Source organism: Amycolatopsis nivea, from assembly GCF_004522235.1.
Classification (GTDB): Bacteria; Actinomycetota; Actinomycetes; order Mycobacteriales; family Pseudonocardiaceae; genus Amycolatopsis; species Amycolatopsis nivea.
The window spans coordinates 17,095-33,000 of sequence record NZ_SDLT01000051.1 but is presented as its reverse complement, the minus strand read 5'-3'; the positions used below and the strand labels follow the sequence as shown (position 1 = coordinate 33,000).

At 69.6% G+C, this 15,906-nt stretch carries 13 protein-coding genes; 8 read left to right on the top strand and 5 right to left on the bottom strand.

Annotation, left to right across the window (positions count from 1 at the left end; translation table 11 throughout):
* Positions 1 to 139 precede the first annotated feature (139 nt).
* The 6 genes from EIZ44_RS39255 (at position 140) to EIZ44_RS39230 (ending at position 4,606) form a co-directional block, all read left to right on the top strand.
* Positions 140 to 1,315 (top strand): sensor histidine kinase, encoded by a 1,176-nt coding sequence (locus tag EIZ44_RS39255; protein WP_134734039.1) that lies wholly within the window; start codon positions 140 to 142, stop codon positions 1,313 to 1,315.
* Complete coding sequence (locus EIZ44_RS39250; RefSeq protein ID WP_134734038.1) at positions 1,312 to 1,929, top strand: response regulator; 618 nt, start codon at positions 1,312 to 1,314, stop codon at positions 1,927 to 1,929. Before EIZ44_RS39255 ends, EIZ44_RS39250 begins: the two co-directional genes overlap by 4 nt.
* Positions 1,930 to 2,004: 75 nt before the next feature.
* Positions 2,005 to 2,382, top strand: coding sequence for a hypothetical protein (locus EIZ44_RS39245; protein ID WP_037814893.1), 378 nt, complete (start codon positions 2,005 to 2,007; stop codon positions 2,380 to 2,382).
* A gap of 103 nt (positions 2,383 to 2,485) precedes the next feature.
* On the top strand, positions 2,486 to 3,445 hold the full coding sequence (locus EIZ44_RS39240) for a hypothetical protein (RefSeq protein WP_134734037.1): 960 nt from the start codon (positions 2,486 to 2,488) through the stop codon (positions 3,443 to 3,445).
* A gap of 143 nt (positions 3,446 to 3,588) precedes the next feature.
* A complete protein-coding gene (locus EIZ44_RS39235; RefSeq protein ID WP_134734056.1) occupies positions 3,589 to 4,185 on the top strand; it encodes a GNAT family N-acetyltransferase in 597 nt (198 codons plus the stop codon).
* 49 nt (positions 4,186 to 4,234) lie between these two features.
* Positions 4,235 to 4,606, top strand: a complete 372-nt coding sequence (locus tag EIZ44_RS39230; protein ID WP_134734036.1) for a VOC family protein — start codon at positions 4,235 to 4,237, stop codon at positions 4,604 to 4,606.
* Here the strand turns inward: EIZ44_RS39230 and EIZ44_RS39225 are convergent.
* Both EIZ44_RS39225 and EIZ44_RS39220 read right to left on the bottom strand, forming a co-directional pair.
* Complete coding sequence (locus tag EIZ44_RS39225) at positions 4,495 to 5,718, bottom strand: cytochrome P450 (RefSeq protein WP_240691540.1); 1,224 nt, start codon at positions 5,716 to 5,718, stop codon at positions 4,495 to 4,497. The genes EIZ44_RS39230 and EIZ44_RS39225 overlap by 112 nt on opposite strands.
* A gap of 91 nt (positions 5,719 to 5,809) precedes the next feature.
* Complete coding sequence (locus EIZ44_RS39220; protein WP_205673449.1) at positions 5,810 to 6,355, bottom strand: winged helix-turn-helix domain-containing protein; 546 nt, start codon at positions 6,353 to 6,355, stop codon at positions 5,810 to 5,812.
* Between the two features lie 66 nt (positions 6,356 to 6,421).
* Here EIZ44_RS39220 and EIZ44_RS39215 point away from each other — a divergent pair, with 66 nt between their 5' ends.
* Both EIZ44_RS39215 and EIZ44_RS39210 read left to right on the top strand, forming a co-directional pair.
* Positions 6,422 to 7,765, top strand: coding sequence for a M20/M25/M40 family metallo-hydrolase (locus EIZ44_RS39215; protein WP_240691539.1), 1,344 nt, complete (start codon positions 6,422 to 6,424; stop codon positions 7,763 to 7,765).
* An 86-nt stretch (positions 7,766 to 7,851) separates the two neighbouring features.
* Positions 7,852 to 9,141, top strand: a complete 1,290-nt coding sequence (locus tag EIZ44_RS39210; RefSeq protein ID WP_205673448.1) for an MFS transporter — start codon at positions 7,852 to 7,854, stop codon at positions 9,139 to 9,141.
* A gap of 79 nt (positions 9,142 to 9,220) precedes the next feature.
* On the opposite strand, the gene EIZ44_RS39205 is transcribed toward EIZ44_RS39210, so the two are convergent.
* The 3 genes from EIZ44_RS39205 to EIZ44_RS39195 form a co-directional block, all read right to left on the bottom strand.
* Positions 9,221 to 12,190 carry a right-handed parallel beta-helix repeat-containing protein gene (locus tag EIZ44_RS39205; protein ID WP_134734033.1) on the bottom strand — a complete coding sequence of 990 codons (2,970 nt, stop codon included), beginning with the start codon at positions 12,188 to 12,190 and terminating at the stop codon, positions 9,221 to 9,223.
* 289 nt (positions 12,191 to 12,479) lie between these two features.
* Positions 12,480 to 14,780 carry a beta-xylosidase/alpha-l-arabinosidase gene (locus EIZ44_RS39200; RefSeq protein WP_134734032.1) on the bottom strand — a complete coding sequence of 767 codons (2,301 nt, stop codon included), beginning with the start codon at positions 14,778 to 14,780 and terminating at the stop codon, positions 12,480 to 12,482.
* Entirely contained in the window at positions 14,777 to 15,820 is a 1,044-nt protein-coding gene (locus EIZ44_RS39195; RefSeq protein WP_134734031.1) for a LacI family DNA-binding transcriptional regulator, read from the bottom strand. The genes EIZ44_RS39200 and EIZ44_RS39195 overlap by 4 nt, the downstream gene beginning before the upstream one ends.
* Positions 15,821 to 15,906 lie beyond the last annotated feature (86 nt).

Genomic DNA, 15,906 nt, shown 5'->3' with positions numbered 1-15,906 from the left:
CCTCGTCCGGCCGGGGCGCGGGGACATCGCGCCGCGGACGGTCTCCCGGGAATCGATGGGTGCACTCGCCGCTCAACCTTTCGATTGATGCGGATTCCGCCCGGGACCCGGACAATCGGCGGGGGAGGTAGCCGCTTTCGTGAACCCGCACACCCTCGACCGGCCGTTGCGCGTGCTGCGCGTCTGCCTGCACCTCCTGCTCGCCGGGCTGCTGGTGCTCGCCGTCGCGCGCGCGTTCGCCGACGGGGTGCCGCACGCGCCCGCGGTGCTGGCGGGCGCGTTGGTGATGGGCGGCGTCTACACCGCGGGCCCGCTGCTGCCTCGCGTCGGCCGGTTGCCGGGCGCGACGGCCGGGTGGCTGGCCGTATTGGGCGTCGCGTGGCTCGTGCTGCTGTGGCTCACGCCCGACGGGGTGTGGCTGGCTTTCCCGCTGTACTTCCTGCAAATGCACCTGCTGCCGACGCGCTGGGGCCCGGCCGTCGTCGCGCTGAGCACGGTGCTGGCGATCGCCGGTTTCACGCGCCACCAAGGCGGATTCAGCGTCGGCGTGATCATCGGCCCGGCGCTCGGGGCGGCGGTCGCGATCGCCACCGTGCTCGGCTACCAGGCGCTCTACCGCGAGAGCGAGCAACGGCGGCAGCTCATCGAGGAGCTCCGCGAGACCCGCAACGACCTCGCCGCGATGGAACACTCCGCGGGCGTGCTGGCCGAACGGGAACGCCTCGCGCGGGAAATCCACGACACCCTCGCGCAGGGTCTTTCGAGCATCCACCTGCTGCTCCGTGCCGCCGAGCGCGCGCTGCCGGACCGTCCCGACGCCGCGGTCCCGCACGTCACGCAAGCCCGGCAAGCCGCCCAGGACAACCTCACCGAAGCCCGCCGCCTCGTCTACGCACTGGCCCCGGTGGAACTGGAAGGCGCGTCCTTGCCCGCGGCACTGGAACGCCTGTGCGCGACCACGCAACAGCGTTCCGGCCTGACTGTCCACTTTCACCTCAGCGGCACCCCGTTCGACGTGCCGACCGCGTACGAGGTCGCCTTGCTGCGGATCGCCCAGTCGGCGCTGGCCAACACCGTCCGGCACGCGGCGGCCGGCCGCGCCGAGCTGACCTTGAGTTACATGGACACGAGCATCACCCTGGACGCCGTGGACGACGGCATCGGCTTCGACCCGCAGGAAGTGCGCGGCGGCAGCGGCTTCGGCCTGCCCGCGATGCGCGCCCGCGCCCGCTCCCTCGGCGGCTCGTGGACGGTGGAATCGTCGCCCGGCAACGGCACCGCGCTGGCCGTGAGCTTCCCCGTGGACCCGCGATGATCCGCCTCCTGCTGGCCGACGACCACCCCGTCGTCCGCGCCGGATTGCGCGCCGTCCTGGAAACCGAACCGGACCTGGAAGTCGTCGCCGAAGCGTCCTCCGCCGAAGAGGCCGTGCGGCTGGCGGCAGGCGTGGACGTCGTGCTGATGGACCTCCAATTCGGCTCCGGAATGCACGGCTCCGAAGCAACGGCCGCGATCACCGCGGCGGCCGACGCGCCGAAAGTCCTGGTCCTGACGACGTACGACACCGACGGCGACATCCTGGCCGCGATCGAAGCGGGCGCGACCGGATACCTGCTGAAGGACGCCCCGCCGGAAGACCTCGCCGCCGCGGTGCGCAACGCCGCCACCGGACAGACCGTGTTGGCTCTCGCGGTCGCGCACCGGCTGATGAACCGCATGCGCACCCCGGCGGCCGCGTTGTCGCCGCGGGAAATCGAGGTGCTGGGTCTGGTCGCCGACGGATTGTCGAACCTGGAGATCAGCAAACGGCTGTTTTTGAGCCAGGCGACGGTGAAATCGCATCTGGTGCACATTTACACGAAGCTCGGCGTGGATTCCCGGACCGCTGCGGTGGCGGCGGGGAAGGCGCAGGGGCTGATCCGCCGCTGACGCGTACCGCTTCGGACCTGGCCCGCCCGCCCGCGACCGGACGACAATGGCTCCCGTCGAATCGAGGGAGGCGTCGTGAAGGAACACTGGAAAGATGAACCGGACGAGCACGATTATCCGGCGGCATTCGACTATCTCACCCTGGTCGCGCCCGAGGACATCGCGACTCGTCTGGTCGATCAGCTGAAAGACGCGAAGCTGACGCACCGCAAAGCGAAGGACATCCTCCGGGCCAGCAAGCTGAAGCTTCTCCCGGAAGACAACGCGCACGTCGCGAAGGACCTCGAGAAGGTCAAGGACGGCAAAGCGCTCTCGCCGGTCCTGCTCGTCCGAGGGCACGGCCACCCCGGGTTCGAGACGGCCGACGACCTGGTGATCGCGGACGGTTACCACCGCGTGTGCGCTTCGTATCATCTCGACGAGAATGCCGACATTCCGTGCAAATTGATTTGAACCCCGCTTGGATTCCGAAATGATTGCGAAGCCCGGCCGCTCGTAACGCCTGCTCGCGGTTGTCGATCTTTCGATGCGAGATCGACGAGACAGGCGGGGGCACGTGGACGAGCACGACATCGAGAGCCATCCGGACCTGATGGACCCGGATTGGCAGCGGCACGCCGAGAAGGAAGCCTGGACCGGCCTGCGCCGCGGCCGCCGCCGCGCGCGTCGGCGCAGGCTGGCCGCCATCTGGGGCGCGGTGGTGATCGTCGTGGCGGCGGCGGGGTTCTACCTGTGGAAGCAGGGGACGCGCGCGGAGGAGGTCGCCGGGAGCACTCCTGCCGCACCCGCGCTGACCACCACCACCGCGCCCGCGCCGACCGATCTCCCGGACTCCGGGCACGTCGACCTGACCCGGCCGTTCCTCGACACCCCGGCGCAGAACTGGCCCGAGGGCATCGCCGGGCTCAAGATCCCGGCCCCGGCGAAGGTCGGCACATTCTCCGCGAAGCAGGTGGGCGAGGCGCAGGAACAGGTCAAGCACGCGGTCGAGATCGCGCAGTTCGACCCGGACACCCAGGTCGGGCGGCATCCGTCCGGGTACGTCGGTCTCTTTGCCCCGGACGCGCGCAAGGACCTGGAAGCCCACGTCCAGGGCTACGTGACCTACTTCGCCGAGGGCTACCACCTGCTTCCCGTGCCGCCGCGGATGACGGGGAGGATGACCGTCCGCCCCGGCGCATCCGGCGAGCTGACGGTGCACGTCTCCTACGTGGTGGCCTACGCCTTCGACCCGGGCAGCCGCGTCGTCTACGGCCCCGCCGATCTGGAACCGTTCGTCCGGGTCGACCGCGACTACGTCCTGCGCAGCGGCCCGCGGTGGGCGCCGGGCAGCCGCGGGCTGTGGACCGGCGACGGCGGCGGGTTCTACACCAGCATCGCGTGCCGCACGGGCAACCCCGAGGACCTCGCGCCCGCGTTCAGCGACCCGGACTACGGCGGTCCCTCGATGAGCCGGGCACCGGGCCAGTTCGACCCGGACAAACCGTTGCCCACCAAGGGAAACTGCGGCGAGTAACCAAGCCGGGAACCGAACGGGGGATTCTCTGGAACGCGCCAGGGCGCGGCCCGGTACCATCACTCCCGATGATCACGAATGCGTCTCGGCGGCCCGGGTCCGGCGCCGTCGCCCCGTGGCGGGTCGACGAGGTCGGACGGAAGGTGCGGCTGCGCGAGGTCCGCCCCGGCGACCAGCGCACCCTCGCCGGATTCGACCGGGACTCGGTCCGGGCGCGCGATCCGCAGGTCGGCGGCTACCGGCACTGGGCGACGCACCGCGGCCACTCCTCCCCGGACGGCTTCCACTTCGCGATCGAGACCCTGCACAACCGGACGCTGGTCGGCTCCGTGTGGGTCGAAACGGACCCGTTCTCCGGCCGGTTCAGCTACGGCGTCGGCATCGGCCCGCAGCACCGCCGCTGCGGTTACGCCGCCGACGCGGTCGCGCTGCTGCTGGCGTTCATGTTCGAACGGTGCCGGTACCGGGCGTGCGAGGTGAGCGTCAACGGCAGCAACTTCGCCTCGCTGGCGCTGCACGGCGAGCTGGGCTTCCGGGAAGAGGGCCGGCTCCGCGACGCCGAGTTGCTCCGCGGGGAGGTCAAGTACCCTGTTCTGATGAGCATCACCGCCGAACAGTTCGCGGAGCGTCACGTCGCGCTGGAAGCTCGCGACTCCGCCCGGTCCTCGTCGCGCGGACGGCACTGGCGAGTCCAACGCCCCGGACGGCACCGCCGCATCGCCTACTCCGCTGGCAGCTAGCTCCCCTTTCTCCAAGACCCGCGCCCGGCGGATCTGCGACGCTCACCGGGTGATCAAACGCATCATCGCCTACTCCGAAGGCGCCGACGACGCCGCGACCCGCGACTTCTACGTCCACGTCCTCGGACTCGACGTCGCCATGGACCATCCCGCGCTCGGCCTCCGCAGCAGCGACAACCCGGCCGCGCAGGTGCTCGTCCTCCCGCCCGGAAGCACCGACCCCGTCCCTCGCTGGGGCATCGATCTCGGCACCCCCGAGGCAGTCGACGCAGCCCACGCCGAGTCGGTCCGGCGCGGGCTGCGGGTGGTTTATCCGTTGACCGACGAATCGTGGGGCGTGCGCCGGTTTTTCGTCGAGGATCCGGGCGGCAATGTGGTCAACGTGCTCGCCCACGTGACGGGCAGTTCGCGCACCGAGTAGAAGATCGCGTTCTCCTTGAACTCCAAGCGATCCAGCGGCACCGCTAGCGCCAGCGTCGGCACCCGCCGCCGCAACGTCGAGTACGCGACCTGCAACTCCACCCGCGCCAGCGGCGCACCCAGGCAGAGGTGCCGCCCGTAACCGAACGCGACGTGGTGCCGGGCGGACCGGTGGAGGTCGAAGCGATCGGGATCCGGAAAGGCCAGCGGATCCCGGTTCGCGGTGCTCTTCACCGCGATGATGCCCTCGCCCGCGCGGATCACCTGCCCGCCGATTTCAAGATCCGCCAAGGCGACGCGACGCGCCTCGGTATGCGTGATCGACAAGTAGCGCAACAATTCCTCCACCGGATCCGCCGAATCGCGGAACTGCTCCGGATGCGTCAACAACACGGCCGTGCCCAGCGCGATCATGGCCGCGGTGGTGTCGTGGCCCGCCACTAGCAGAAGCTGCCCCAGCACCGCGATCTCGCGCGGGGACATCGCGAGAGCCAGTTTGCCGAGCAAGCCCGGCCCGGCGGATTTCGTGCCAACGAGGTCTTCCAGATACGCATTCAGCTCTTCGCTGGCCGCCACGGCACGCGCCGGGTCCGGGTCGTCCATGACGAGCGTGCGAGCCACTCCCTGAAAGAAGTCGCGATCCGCGTATGGGACGCCGAGCAGTTCGCAGATCACCAGCGAAGGCAGGGGCATCGCGAACGCCTCGACCAAATCGGCTGGATTCGGCCCCGCGAGCATTCCGTCAAGAAGGTCGTCCACCAACTCCTGAATACGCGGCCGCAACGCCGCCATTTTCCGGACGGTGAATTCCGAGGCGAGCATCCGCCGCTGAACGGTGTGCTCCGGCGGATCCATCTGCATCAACGTCTTCATCCGCGCGTCACGCGCCTTGCTGACCGCGTTGGTGTGCGGAAAACCAGGCTGCGCGACATCGACGCTGACGCGCGGATCCGCAAGCACCGCACGGACATCGGCATACCGGGTGATCAGCCAGGGCTCGCTGCCGTCCCACAGCCGCACCCGCGACACCGGTGGCCGCGCCGTCAATCCAGGGGCGGGGGCGAAGGGGCATCGTGGCTCGCGCGCCATCGGGAAGGTTTCGCTGCCGGTCATGCCAGCTCCTCACGGTCGAGTGCGTTTCGGAGCTGAAGCATGGCTGCGCGGGGGAGTCCGGTAATCAGACAAAAGGGATGTGACGTGTGCCTCAGTCTTCGGCGATGTCCGGCTCTCCGGGGCGTTCGACCACGCTCCACAGGAACGAATGCCTCCGCCCAGCCGGTTCCTCGCGCGCGACGAACTCGTCCAGCAGTGCGTCCAATCGCGACTGCAGCTCGGCCGCGGCCTCGTCGCTGAGCCGGACCACGCCGCGGCGGGTTTGCTGGATCGACGTGGGGTCGGCTTCGAGCATTTCGGCTCGGTGGGCGTCCAGGGTCGCCAATTCGACGCGTGCGGTCAGTGCCGGATCGCCTGCTTGGTCGAGGTCGAGGTGCCAGGTCCGCCGCGTCGTCCGGTAGGGGCGTTCCCAGGCGCCGAGGTCGCTCCGGCGGGCCGGTTCGGCGACCAGGAACCCGGCTTCGGCGAGTGCGTGGACCCGGCGCAGCACGGTCGCCGGAGGCTCCTCCAGCCGCTTCGCCAGTTGCTGGTTCGTCCACGCGGAATCCAGGCACAGCCGCAGAATCCGCCAGCTCAGCGGGTGTGCGAGCGCGCGGAGGTCGTCGGCGGTCGCCTGGCGCGGGAGACGGTCGTCCATTGACAGCAGCTTAGCCGATTTGCTTCGATGGCATCGATATCAGAAAGTGAAATCACTGGAGGTCGGGTGCGCCGCATCGAGTCGTACGTCGAGCAGTACCGGGAGCGGCACGAGGCGGAGCTGGCCGAGTGGATCGCCGTCCCGAGCGTGAGCGCCACCGGCGAGGGCATGGCGGAGGCGGCGGAGTTCGCGTGCGAGTTGCTGCGGCGCAGCGGGCTCGAAGCGCGGCGGGTCGAGACCGGCGGCTGGCCGTTGGTGGTGGGCCGCGCCGACGGGCCGCCCGGATCGCTGCACGTGGTGATCTACGGCCATTACGACGTGCAGCCCGCCGGGCCGCTCGCGGCCTGGGACAGCCCGCCGTTCGAGGCCAGCGTCCGGGACGGCCGGATGTACGGGCGCGGCACGGGGGACAACAAGGGCCAGCACCTCGCGCAGTTGCTTGCCTTGCGCGCGCTCGCCGAGACCGGCGGACTGCCGTGCAGCGTGACCGTCCTGCTCGACGGCGAGGAAGAAATCGGCAGCCCGAACCTGGAATCCGCGCTCGCCGGCTTGCGCGACGAGTGGGACGCGGATCTGGTGCTGTGGAGCGACGGTCCGGTGCACGACAGCGGCGAGCCGACGGTCAGTCTCGGCGTACGTGGTGCCGTCCGGTTCGAGATCCGGGTGCAGGGAGCCCCGGCCGCGCTGCATTCGGGAAACTGGGGCGGGGTCGCGCCGAATCCGGCGTGGGAACTGGTGTGGCTGCTGTCGACGATGCGCTCGCCCGAAGGCGAGGTGCTGGTCAAGGGAATCGCCGACGGCATGGTTCCGCTGAGCCCGTCGGAACGGGACGCGCTGGACGCGCTCCCGGTCGACGTTCCCGGCGCGCTCGCCGAGGTCGGGCTGGACCGGATGGACGTGCCCGACGGCGTCGGGTTCAACGACCGCTTGGCTTTGCCCACGTTCAGCATCAACTCACTGTCCTGTTTGGATGAAGGTGACCACCGCACGGTCATTCCGGCCGTCGCGGTCGCCCGCTGCGACATCCGGACGGTCGGCGGTCAGCGCGCCTCGACGGTCATCGAGGCGTTGCGCGCGCACCTCGCCGAACACCTTCCGCATGCCGAACTGCACGTGCCGGGCGGGCGGATGGAAGCGTCCCGGACGCTGCCGGAATCGCCTTACACCGCGGTGATCGCCGACGCGGTCAGCGCGGCCGCCGGCCGTCCGGCGGTGCTGGTGCCCGCGATGGGCGGGAGCCTGCCGATCGCCGCGCTGTCCGACGGCCTCGGCCTGCCCTGTTACGGAATCCCGCTCGCCAACATCGACGAGCACAATCACGGCCCGAACGAGAATTTCGAACTCGCCCGGTTCCACGCCGGAATCACCGCCGCCGCGAATGTCCTGCTCGAATTGGGCAAGCTTCGCTGAATTCCCGCGCACATGGTTGGTCCGGGCCGGTGTGCCCGGAACCGCGCTTCACCAATGACGCCGAACGCACCGCCCCGGAGGCGACCATGTCGATCCCTGCTCCCGATTCCCCTGCCGTCAGAACCGAAAACACCCCCTCGCCGCGCTCGTCCCGGATCGTGCTCGCGGCCACGATCGGCAATACCCTGGAATGGTTCAGCCTCGGGGCCTACACCCTGTTCGCCGACGTCCTGGCAAAACAATTCTTTCCCGCGACGGACCCGGCGGTCTCGCTGATGCTGGCTTTCGCCAGCGTCGCGGTCGCGTATTTGATTCGCCCGTTCGGCGGGATGATCCTCGGCTCCTACGCCGACCGCGCGGGCCGCAAAGCCGCGCTGGTGTGGTCGATCCGGATCATGGCCGTGGCCTCCCTGCTGATCGCGATCATGCCGAACTACGCGACGATCGGCATCGCGGCCCCGATCGGCCTGGTGTTCGCCAACCTGCTGCAGGGCTTCTCCGCGGGCGGCGAATTCGGCAGCGCGACCGCGTATCTGGTGGAGAGCAACCGGAAACGCCGCGGATTCATGGGCAGCTGGGGCGCGGCGAGCCAGGGCTTGAGCACGTTGCTGGGCATCGTGTTCGCCGCGGTGCTGAGCGCGGTGCTCACCGAACAGCAGCTCGGGTCGTGGGGCTGGCGGATCCCGTTCGCCTTCGGCCTGCTGATCGCCCCGATCGGCTACTACATCCGGCGGCACGTCGAGGAATCCCCGGCGTTCGAGGAGGACGCCGCCGAGGCACCGCTGCGGGAAGTCCTGCGCTCGCAGAAGACCCGGATCCTGGTCGCGATGGGCGCGATGGCGGTGTCCACCGCGATCAGCTACCTCATCATCTACATGCCGACCTTCGCCATCCGGAACCTCGGACTGCCCAAATCGCTGGCCTTCACCACGACCATCGTGACCCAGATCGTGCTGACCGTCCTCGCCCCGGTCGCCGGGCGCTTGTCGGACCGGACCGGCCGGATCCCGCTGATGGCGGCCGCCTGCTCGGTGATGCTGCTCGCGATCTTCCTGCTGTTCCTCGCACTGAACAGCCAGCCGACGTTCGCGATGATGACGGCGGTGATGGCCGCGATCGGCCTGGTCAAGGTCTGGTATGTCGGCCCGCTGGGCACGATGATGGCCGACGTCTTCCCGACCCGGACCCGTGCGACCGGATTGTCGGTCAGTTACAACATCACGGCTTCGTTGTTCGGCGGGTTCACGCCGCTGGTGGTGATTTGGCTGATCGAGGTGACGGGGAGCAATCTGGCGCCGAGTTACTACGTGATGGCGCTGGCGGTGCTGAGCCTGGGCGCCCTGGTTTTCGCCCGACGGCGGCTGCGCGTGCGGTGAGCCTTGGTCCGTTGTGGACTCTCGGTCGGAACTGCCGTGCGCGCGATGCCGGCGAGGTACCGCGCGCACGGCAGGTCAGCTACGGATGAGTCCGGAAAGCGTCCACGATCAGGTAACTGCCGTTCTTCATCGTGCCGGTAACGGTATGCACCCCCGGCGGCAGACCGGAGACAGTCGCGACTGTCGACTGGTACTGCCGGGTCGGCGTCACGAAACTGACCGTCCGATAAGGCGCACCGTCCAAGGCCAGGTCGACGTCGCCCTCGTCGGTGTTGGTTTCGGAGATGATGTCGATCCCGGTGCCGTAGAACGTCAAACTCCACGAATCGCCGACGTTCTGTGTCGCCCAGATATCGTCGAGATACGAGTTTGCGCCTCCCGCGGAACTGCCGCGCCAGAGCCATCCCGTCGACGGGGCGCCGGTGTTGGTGTAGACCACGCCGGAAGTGTTGTTGAGCAGCTCCGATTCCCGCGTCTTGTCCAGGCGAACGGTGACGTCGGCCTGCCCGCGCCGCACGGTCAGCGTGATCGATGCACCCGGCGCGAGTTTGTTGTAGCTGAGCCAAAAAGTATTGCGATCATCGGTCACCTGAGTGCCGTTGACAGCGGTGATGTCGTCACCGGTCCGCAGCCCGTTCTGCGCCGCGTAGCTGCCCTGCGGCACCGACGGCAGGTAGAGGCCGTACGGTTTGGTCAAGCCGAGCGACGACTGGACCGCGAGCGACGGGATGTTGGTGGCGGTGGCGCCCATCAGCATTTCGGGTTGGACGATCATCCCGTTGCTAGGCCCGCCGGAACCGGGGCCGTAAGCGAAGACCGCTTTGGGCGGAAGCGGCCCGCCCGAGGCGCCGAAGCCGGTCATCGGGAAGTTGGCGTACCCGAGGCCGAGCGCGGGCGAATCGGCGGCGACCGTGAAATCGTAGCTGCCGAGCGGGTCGGCCGCGGCGAACTTCGGGTCGGCGACGAGCGAATGCGGGTCCATTCCGGCGCGGACCCAGGCCGACTGGGGGTTGATCGTGGCACCGTCCGCGGAGAGCGCTTCGTTGCCGCTGCCGTCGGGATTGACGTAGACCGGGTAGCTGTCGTTCCAGAAGAGGTTGCGGTCGACGCCGTACTTGGCGGTGGACGGATTGTTCAGCACGTTGTTGTACGCCTGCGGTCCGAGCGTGATGTTGTGCTCGATGACGTCGCCGCAGTCGGAGTGGCTGACCTGTTCGTAGATCGAACCGTCCACGAGCAGGTTGTTCCGCACGGTGCGCTCGTAGCCGTCGCGCAGTTTGATTCCGCCCTTGAGGACGAGGTTGTCCAGCAGGCGGAAGTTGGACGATCCGTCGTCGAGGTCGATGGCCCAGTCCCCGGCGTGCCAGAACCGGTTGTGCTGGATGGTGATCGGCCGGACGACGTCCAGCTTCATCAGGCTCCGGGCCTGGGCGTCGGTCAGCGCGGTGCCGGTAGATCCTTCGTAACTCGTGCCCGGCGCGAGGGTGTTGTTGCCGGAGCTGGCCCAGAACCGGCCGCGGCCCCACACGTTCACGGACCCGTTGTCGCCGGTTTCCTCGACACAGTTGAAGAGATCGTTGTTCTTGATGTCGTGTCCGCCCCACGTGCCGTCCTCGATGTTGAGGCACGCGCGCGGGCTGCCGGAGACGGTGTTTCCGTCGACCGTCACGTCCGCGCTCATGGAAATGTTGACGCCGGAGGACTGTTTCTCGAACCGGCCCATGTTCTGCATGAGGTTGTTCCGCACGACGATGTCGCGGGGATAGTCGTCGGTCTTCGGCCCTGGCGCGGTGTCGGTGACCGCGACGTTGTCGTAGTAGTTGCCGGAGTAGTCCCGCACCGCGCTCGGCGAGCCGACGATCTGGACGTCCGTGGCGCCGTCGGAGGCGAACTTGTTGTCGCTGATCGTGTTGTGCTTGTTGTAGCTGTCGAGGAAGACGCCGTTGCCGCCGAGCTGGTCGAAGAACGACCCGGTGACTGAGATGTCAGCGGCGTTCTTCAGAGATACCGCGCCCTTGCGGACCACCGCCCAGTCGCCCTTCGCGTCGGCCTCGAAGGGGCTGTCGAAGAGCGTGCGGTGAGTCGCGGTGAAGTGCAGTCCGCGCAGCGTGATGTCGTGGACGGGGTCGGCAGCCGAGGTCCCGGCGAGGGTGATCAGCTGATCCTGCTCGGCGGTTTCGACCGTCGCGGCGGAAAGATCGGTTCCCTCCGGCGGGTAGTAGAGCAGCTGGCCGCTCGTCCGGTCGTAGAACCACTCGCCGGGAGCGTCGAGCTCCTCCTTGACGTTCTCGGCCATCGCCGGACCGACCCGGCCGGGCCCGTTGCCCTTCGTCAGCCCGCAGTCCTGCGGCCGGTTGTTGTCGCCGACGTAGTGCAGAGCGAGCCCGTCGCCGGTGCGTCCGCTGACGGTGAACGAGACGGATCCCCAGTCGCCGCAGTGCATCGCGCGCACCAGCGCGGTCGACGGGTCCGCCCACTTCGCCGATTCCCGTTGAAGGTCGGCCAGCGAGGTCGACCCCTGCAGCCGGGCCGCGCTGGCGTCGTAGTTCGGGTAGCGGGCCAGGATCTGGCGCTGGCCGTTGACGAACAGGCCGTCGAAGTCCAGCCCGGCCGGGAGGGCCGCGGCCATGATCTTGCTGCCGGGCGCGGCGGGCTGCCAGGCCGGACGCAACGACCGGCCGCCGCTGATCGTCACGGCGGCGTCGGTCGCTGGTTGCCAGGTCACGGTGTGGCCGTTGCGCCCGGAGTCCTGCGGGCCCAACGCCAGCGGAGCGGAGAGGTAGTAGGAGCCGCCGGCGAGCTTGACCACGATGTCGCGGTGGTTGCCGACGCCGGTGCCGAGAAGATGCCGGACCCGTTGCTGCGCCTGCGAAAGCGAACACGGACGCGGCTGGGTGCAAGGGTTTCCGGGCGGTGCGTCGGCGCCGGGAGCGGCATAGACGGCCATCGGCAGCGGCCCACTCGCGGCGGCTGGCGGGCCGAGGGCGACCGTTCCGCCAAACCCGGCGACGGCGGACAGGACGATGCTCAGAAGGCGGCGGTTGGCCATTCAGGTCCTCCTTGACCAGGCATCGGACGTTCTGTACGCCAGGACATCCGATGTCTAGGAGACTATGCAGGAGGGTGTATCGGTCGTCAAGGAGCTCTCCGGGTGGCGTCCGGAGGCGGGTAACTGGCTTTACAGCACGGGTGCGTGCCTGATCGGCGAGGTTGCCGGGCGAATGCGGTAGGTGGACGACGGCGGGGTTTACATCTGATCTTTGGGCTGTGTGCTGAAGCCTTCCCCGAAGCTGACCCCGTGCGGAGCCCGGATTTTCGCGCTGCCCGGCGCACTCCGGTCACCCGGGAAGCGGCGTGATCGACACCGGCGTGACCAAGACCCGGTCGTGGCCCGCTTCGCGGACCGGGCCGGTGAGTTCGAACCGGCCGGTGCAGGGCAGGTCGCCCGCGGACGGGCCGGCCAGGACCTCGATCGTTCCGGGCTCCACGATCCGGCGCAGGTCGAGTCCGGTGAAGCTGGTGCGGTCGGCGTGCAGCGCGAACGTGACCCTGGCGGCGCCGCCCGCCTCGAGCGGCACCCGGGCGAAGCCGGCGAGCTGCCGGACGGGGCGGGTGACCTGGGCGTGCACGTCGTTCAGGTACAGCTGCACGATTTCGTCCGCCGCGCGCTCGCCGGTGTTGCGGACGGTGACCGAAACGGACAGTTCGCCGTCGGTGGGGATCTCGGACGCGCTCAGCCGCAGGTCCGAGTAGGCGAACGTGGTGTAGGACAGGCCATGGCCGAACGGGAACAGCGGGGTCGGGTCGAGGTTGCTGATGCCCGCGCTGTCGCGGCCCAGCGGCGGAGCCAGGTAGGTGCCGGGCGAGCCGCCGGGCACGCGGGGGACCTGCACCGGCAGTTTCCCGGACGGGGCGGTCCGGCCGGACAGGATCCCGGCGACGGCGCCGCCGCCCTCCTCGCCCGGCAGGAACGCCTGGACCAGAGCGGCGGCGCGGCCGGCGTGGCGGCCGAGGGCGTACGGACGGCCGGACACCACCACGACCACGACCGGGGTGCCGGTCGCCAGGAGCGCGTCGAGGAGTTCGTCCTGGACGCCGGGGAGGCTCAGGTCGGGGGCGTCGCAGCCCTCGCCGGAGGTGCCGAGGCCGAACATGCCCGCCCGGTCGCCCACGACGGCGACGCACACATCGGCGGCTTCCGCGGCGCTCGCCGCGGCGGCGATGCCGGAGCGGTCCTCGTCGAGGATCGGGCAGCCTTGGCGCAGCGCGATCTCGGCCGCGGGCAGTTCGAGCCGCAGCGCTTCGGCCAGGGACGGAACGCTTACGCCGAGGCCGAATTCGGGGTGGCGCGGCAGGACGTGGTTGGGATAGGAGTAGCAGCCGAGGAAGACCAGCGGGTCGTCGGCGCACGGCCCGACGAGGGCGATTTTCCCGGCGGACAGCGGAAGCGTGCCGTCGTTGGCGAGCAGCACGACGGACTTCTCGGCGACTTCCCGGGCGAGGGATCGATTTCGCGGTGAATCCAGATCGACCGGCTCGGCCCGCGGCGCCCAGTCCGCGTCGAGCAGGCCCAGCTCGGCCTTCTGCCGCAGGAGGCGGCTCGCGGCCCGGTCGACGAGCGCCTCGGGGACTTCTCCGGAACGGACCAGCTCGGTCAGTTCCTTGCTGTAGCACAGGGTGTCCGGCAGTTCGACGTCGATCCCGGCGGCCAGCGCGAGCGCGCCCGCCGCACCCGCGCTGGCGGCCACGCGGTGCATGCTCTTGAGGAACGCGATGGCCCAGTAGTCGGAGACGACGACTCCGTCGAAACCCCATTCCTCGCGCAGAATCGTGGTGAGCAGCGCTTCGCTGGCCGCGGCGGGTACGCCGTCGAGGTCGCTGTAGGAGTTCATGACCGAGCGGGCCCCGCCGTCGCGCACCGCCATCTCGAACGGCGGCAGGACGACGTCGCGCAGCTCGCGCGGCCCGATCGAAACCGGCGCGTGGTTGCGGGCCGCCCGGGACGCGGAGTAGCCGGCGAAATGCTTCAGCGTCGCGATGATCCCGGCCTTCTCCAGGCCGCGGACATAAGCGGTGCCCAGCATGCCGACGAGGTACGGGTCTTCGCCGAGGGTTTCCTCGGTGCGGCCCCAGCGGTAGTCGCGCACGACGTCGAGCACGGGCGAAAGCCCTTGATGCACGCCGACCGCGCGCATGTCTTCCGCGATGGCCGTGGCCATCCGCTCGACGAGACCGGGGTCGAAGGTCGCTGCCCAGGCGAGCGCGGTGGGGTAGACCGTGGCACCGAGGGTCGTGAAGCCGGTGAGGCACTCTTCGTGCACGATCGCCGGGATGCCGAGCCGGGTCTCGGAGACGATTTCGCGCTGCAGCGCGGTGATCCGGGCGACGCCGTCGGCCGCGCTCACCGGCGCGGTGCCGAACGGGCGGGTGAGGTGCCCGATCCCGTCCGCGCGCACCTGGTCGAACGGGACTTCGCCGCGGGCGAAAACGTCCTGCATGGGGGCGACGTTCCCGCTGATCTCCTGATTGCCGGGCCACGCGCTGCCCAGCTGGGCGACCTTCTCCTCGAGCGTCATCCCGGCCAGCAGCGCGTCCGCGCGTTCGGCGGGGGAGAGGGTCCGGTCGTGCCAGCGGCTCATCGTGCTCCTCGGTCGGCTGCGGGGGCGGTCGACTCGCGCACGACGAGATGGGTCGCGAGTTCGACGTGGTGGGAATCGAGCGTCTGCCCGGAAATCAGCTTGAGCAGGGTGCGCAGCGCGACCCGGCCCATGTCGTGCAGCGGCTGCCGGATCACGGTCAGCGGCGGGGTGGCGAGGCCGGCGAGCATGGTGTCGTCGAAGCCGACGACGCTCAGGTCCTGCGGCACCCGCAATCCCCGCCGCCGGGCGGCTTCCAGCACGCCGAGCGCGGTGGCGTCGCTGGCGGCGAACACCGCGGTCGGCGGATTTTCCATGGCCAGCAAGCGGTTTCCGATCTCCAGTCCGGCCGGGTGGCCGAAGTCGCCGTGGCACACCAGTTCCGGGTCGAAGGCGACGCCCGCGTTGTCGAGGGCGGCGCGGTACCCGTGCAGCCGGGCCTGGCTGCAGGAGGCCCCGACCGGCCCGCCGGCGAACGCGACGCGCCGGTGCCCGAGGCTCAGCAGGTGCTCGGCGGCGGCGATCCCGCCGGACCAGTTCGTCGCCCCGACGCTGGCGACCTCGGTCCTCGGCAGGTTGATCGGGTCGATGACCACCAGCGGCAGCCCGGCGCGTTCGAAGCTTTCGACCTGGGCGAGCGAGAGTTCGGAGGTCACGACGATCAGCCCGGCCCGGCCGTTGCCCTTGAGCCGGTGCGTCCACTGGTCCTCGGGGCTGAGCGGGCCGCCGGGCGCCGCTTCGGGCATCCGGCTCACCACCACGTCGGTGCCGAGTTCGGCGCCCGCGGCGGTCACCCCGCGCAGCACTTCGAGCGCGTACGGGCTGACGAGATCGTCGAACACGACGTCGACGATCCGGGTCGCGGGGGCGTTCCGGCTCCCGCCGCGCGGCACGTATCCGGCCTCCCGCAACGCTTGTTCCACTCGGGCGCGGGTGCGCGCGGCCACGTCGGATCGCCCGTTGAGCACCTTCGAGACGGTCGGCAGCGAGACGCCGGCGGCTTCGGCGACGGCCGCGAGCCTCGCGCCAGTGCGGGACGGCATCAGGCTCCCTCTTTTCGAAATGTTTCGAAGCGTGATTGTTGGCTATGAAAAGGGAATTTAGCACTTGACTGGCCCGAATCACTACC

Coding starts and splice junctions, on each gene's coding strand:
- EIZ44_RS39250 (WP_134734038.1), top strand. CDS start 1,312: ATGATCCGCCTCCTGCTGGCCGACGACCACCCCGTCGTCCGCGCCGGA.
- EIZ44_RS39225 (WP_240691540.1), bottom strand. CDS start 5,718: ATGACCGGCAGCGAAACCTTCCCGATGGCGCGCGAGCCACGATGCCCC.
- EIZ44_RS39220 (WP_205673449.1), bottom strand. CDS start 6,355: ATGGACGACCGTCTCCCGCGCCAGGCGACCGCCGACGACCTCCGCGCG.
- EIZ44_RS39210 (WP_205673448.1), top strand. CDS start 7,852: ATGTCGATCCCTGCTCCCGATTCCCCTGCCGTCAGAACCGAAAACACC.
- EIZ44_RS39205 (WP_134734033.1), bottom strand. CDS start 12,190: ATGGCCAACCGCCGCCTTCTGAGCATCGTCCTGTCCGCCGTCGCCGGG.
- EIZ44_RS39200 (WP_134734032.1), bottom strand. CDS start 14,780: ATGAGCCGCTGGCACGACCGGACCCTCTCCCCCGCCGAACGCGCGGAC.
- EIZ44_RS39195 (WP_134734031.1), bottom strand. CDS start 15,820: ATGCCGTCCCGCACTGGCGCGAGGCTCGCGGCCGTCGCCGAAGCCGCC.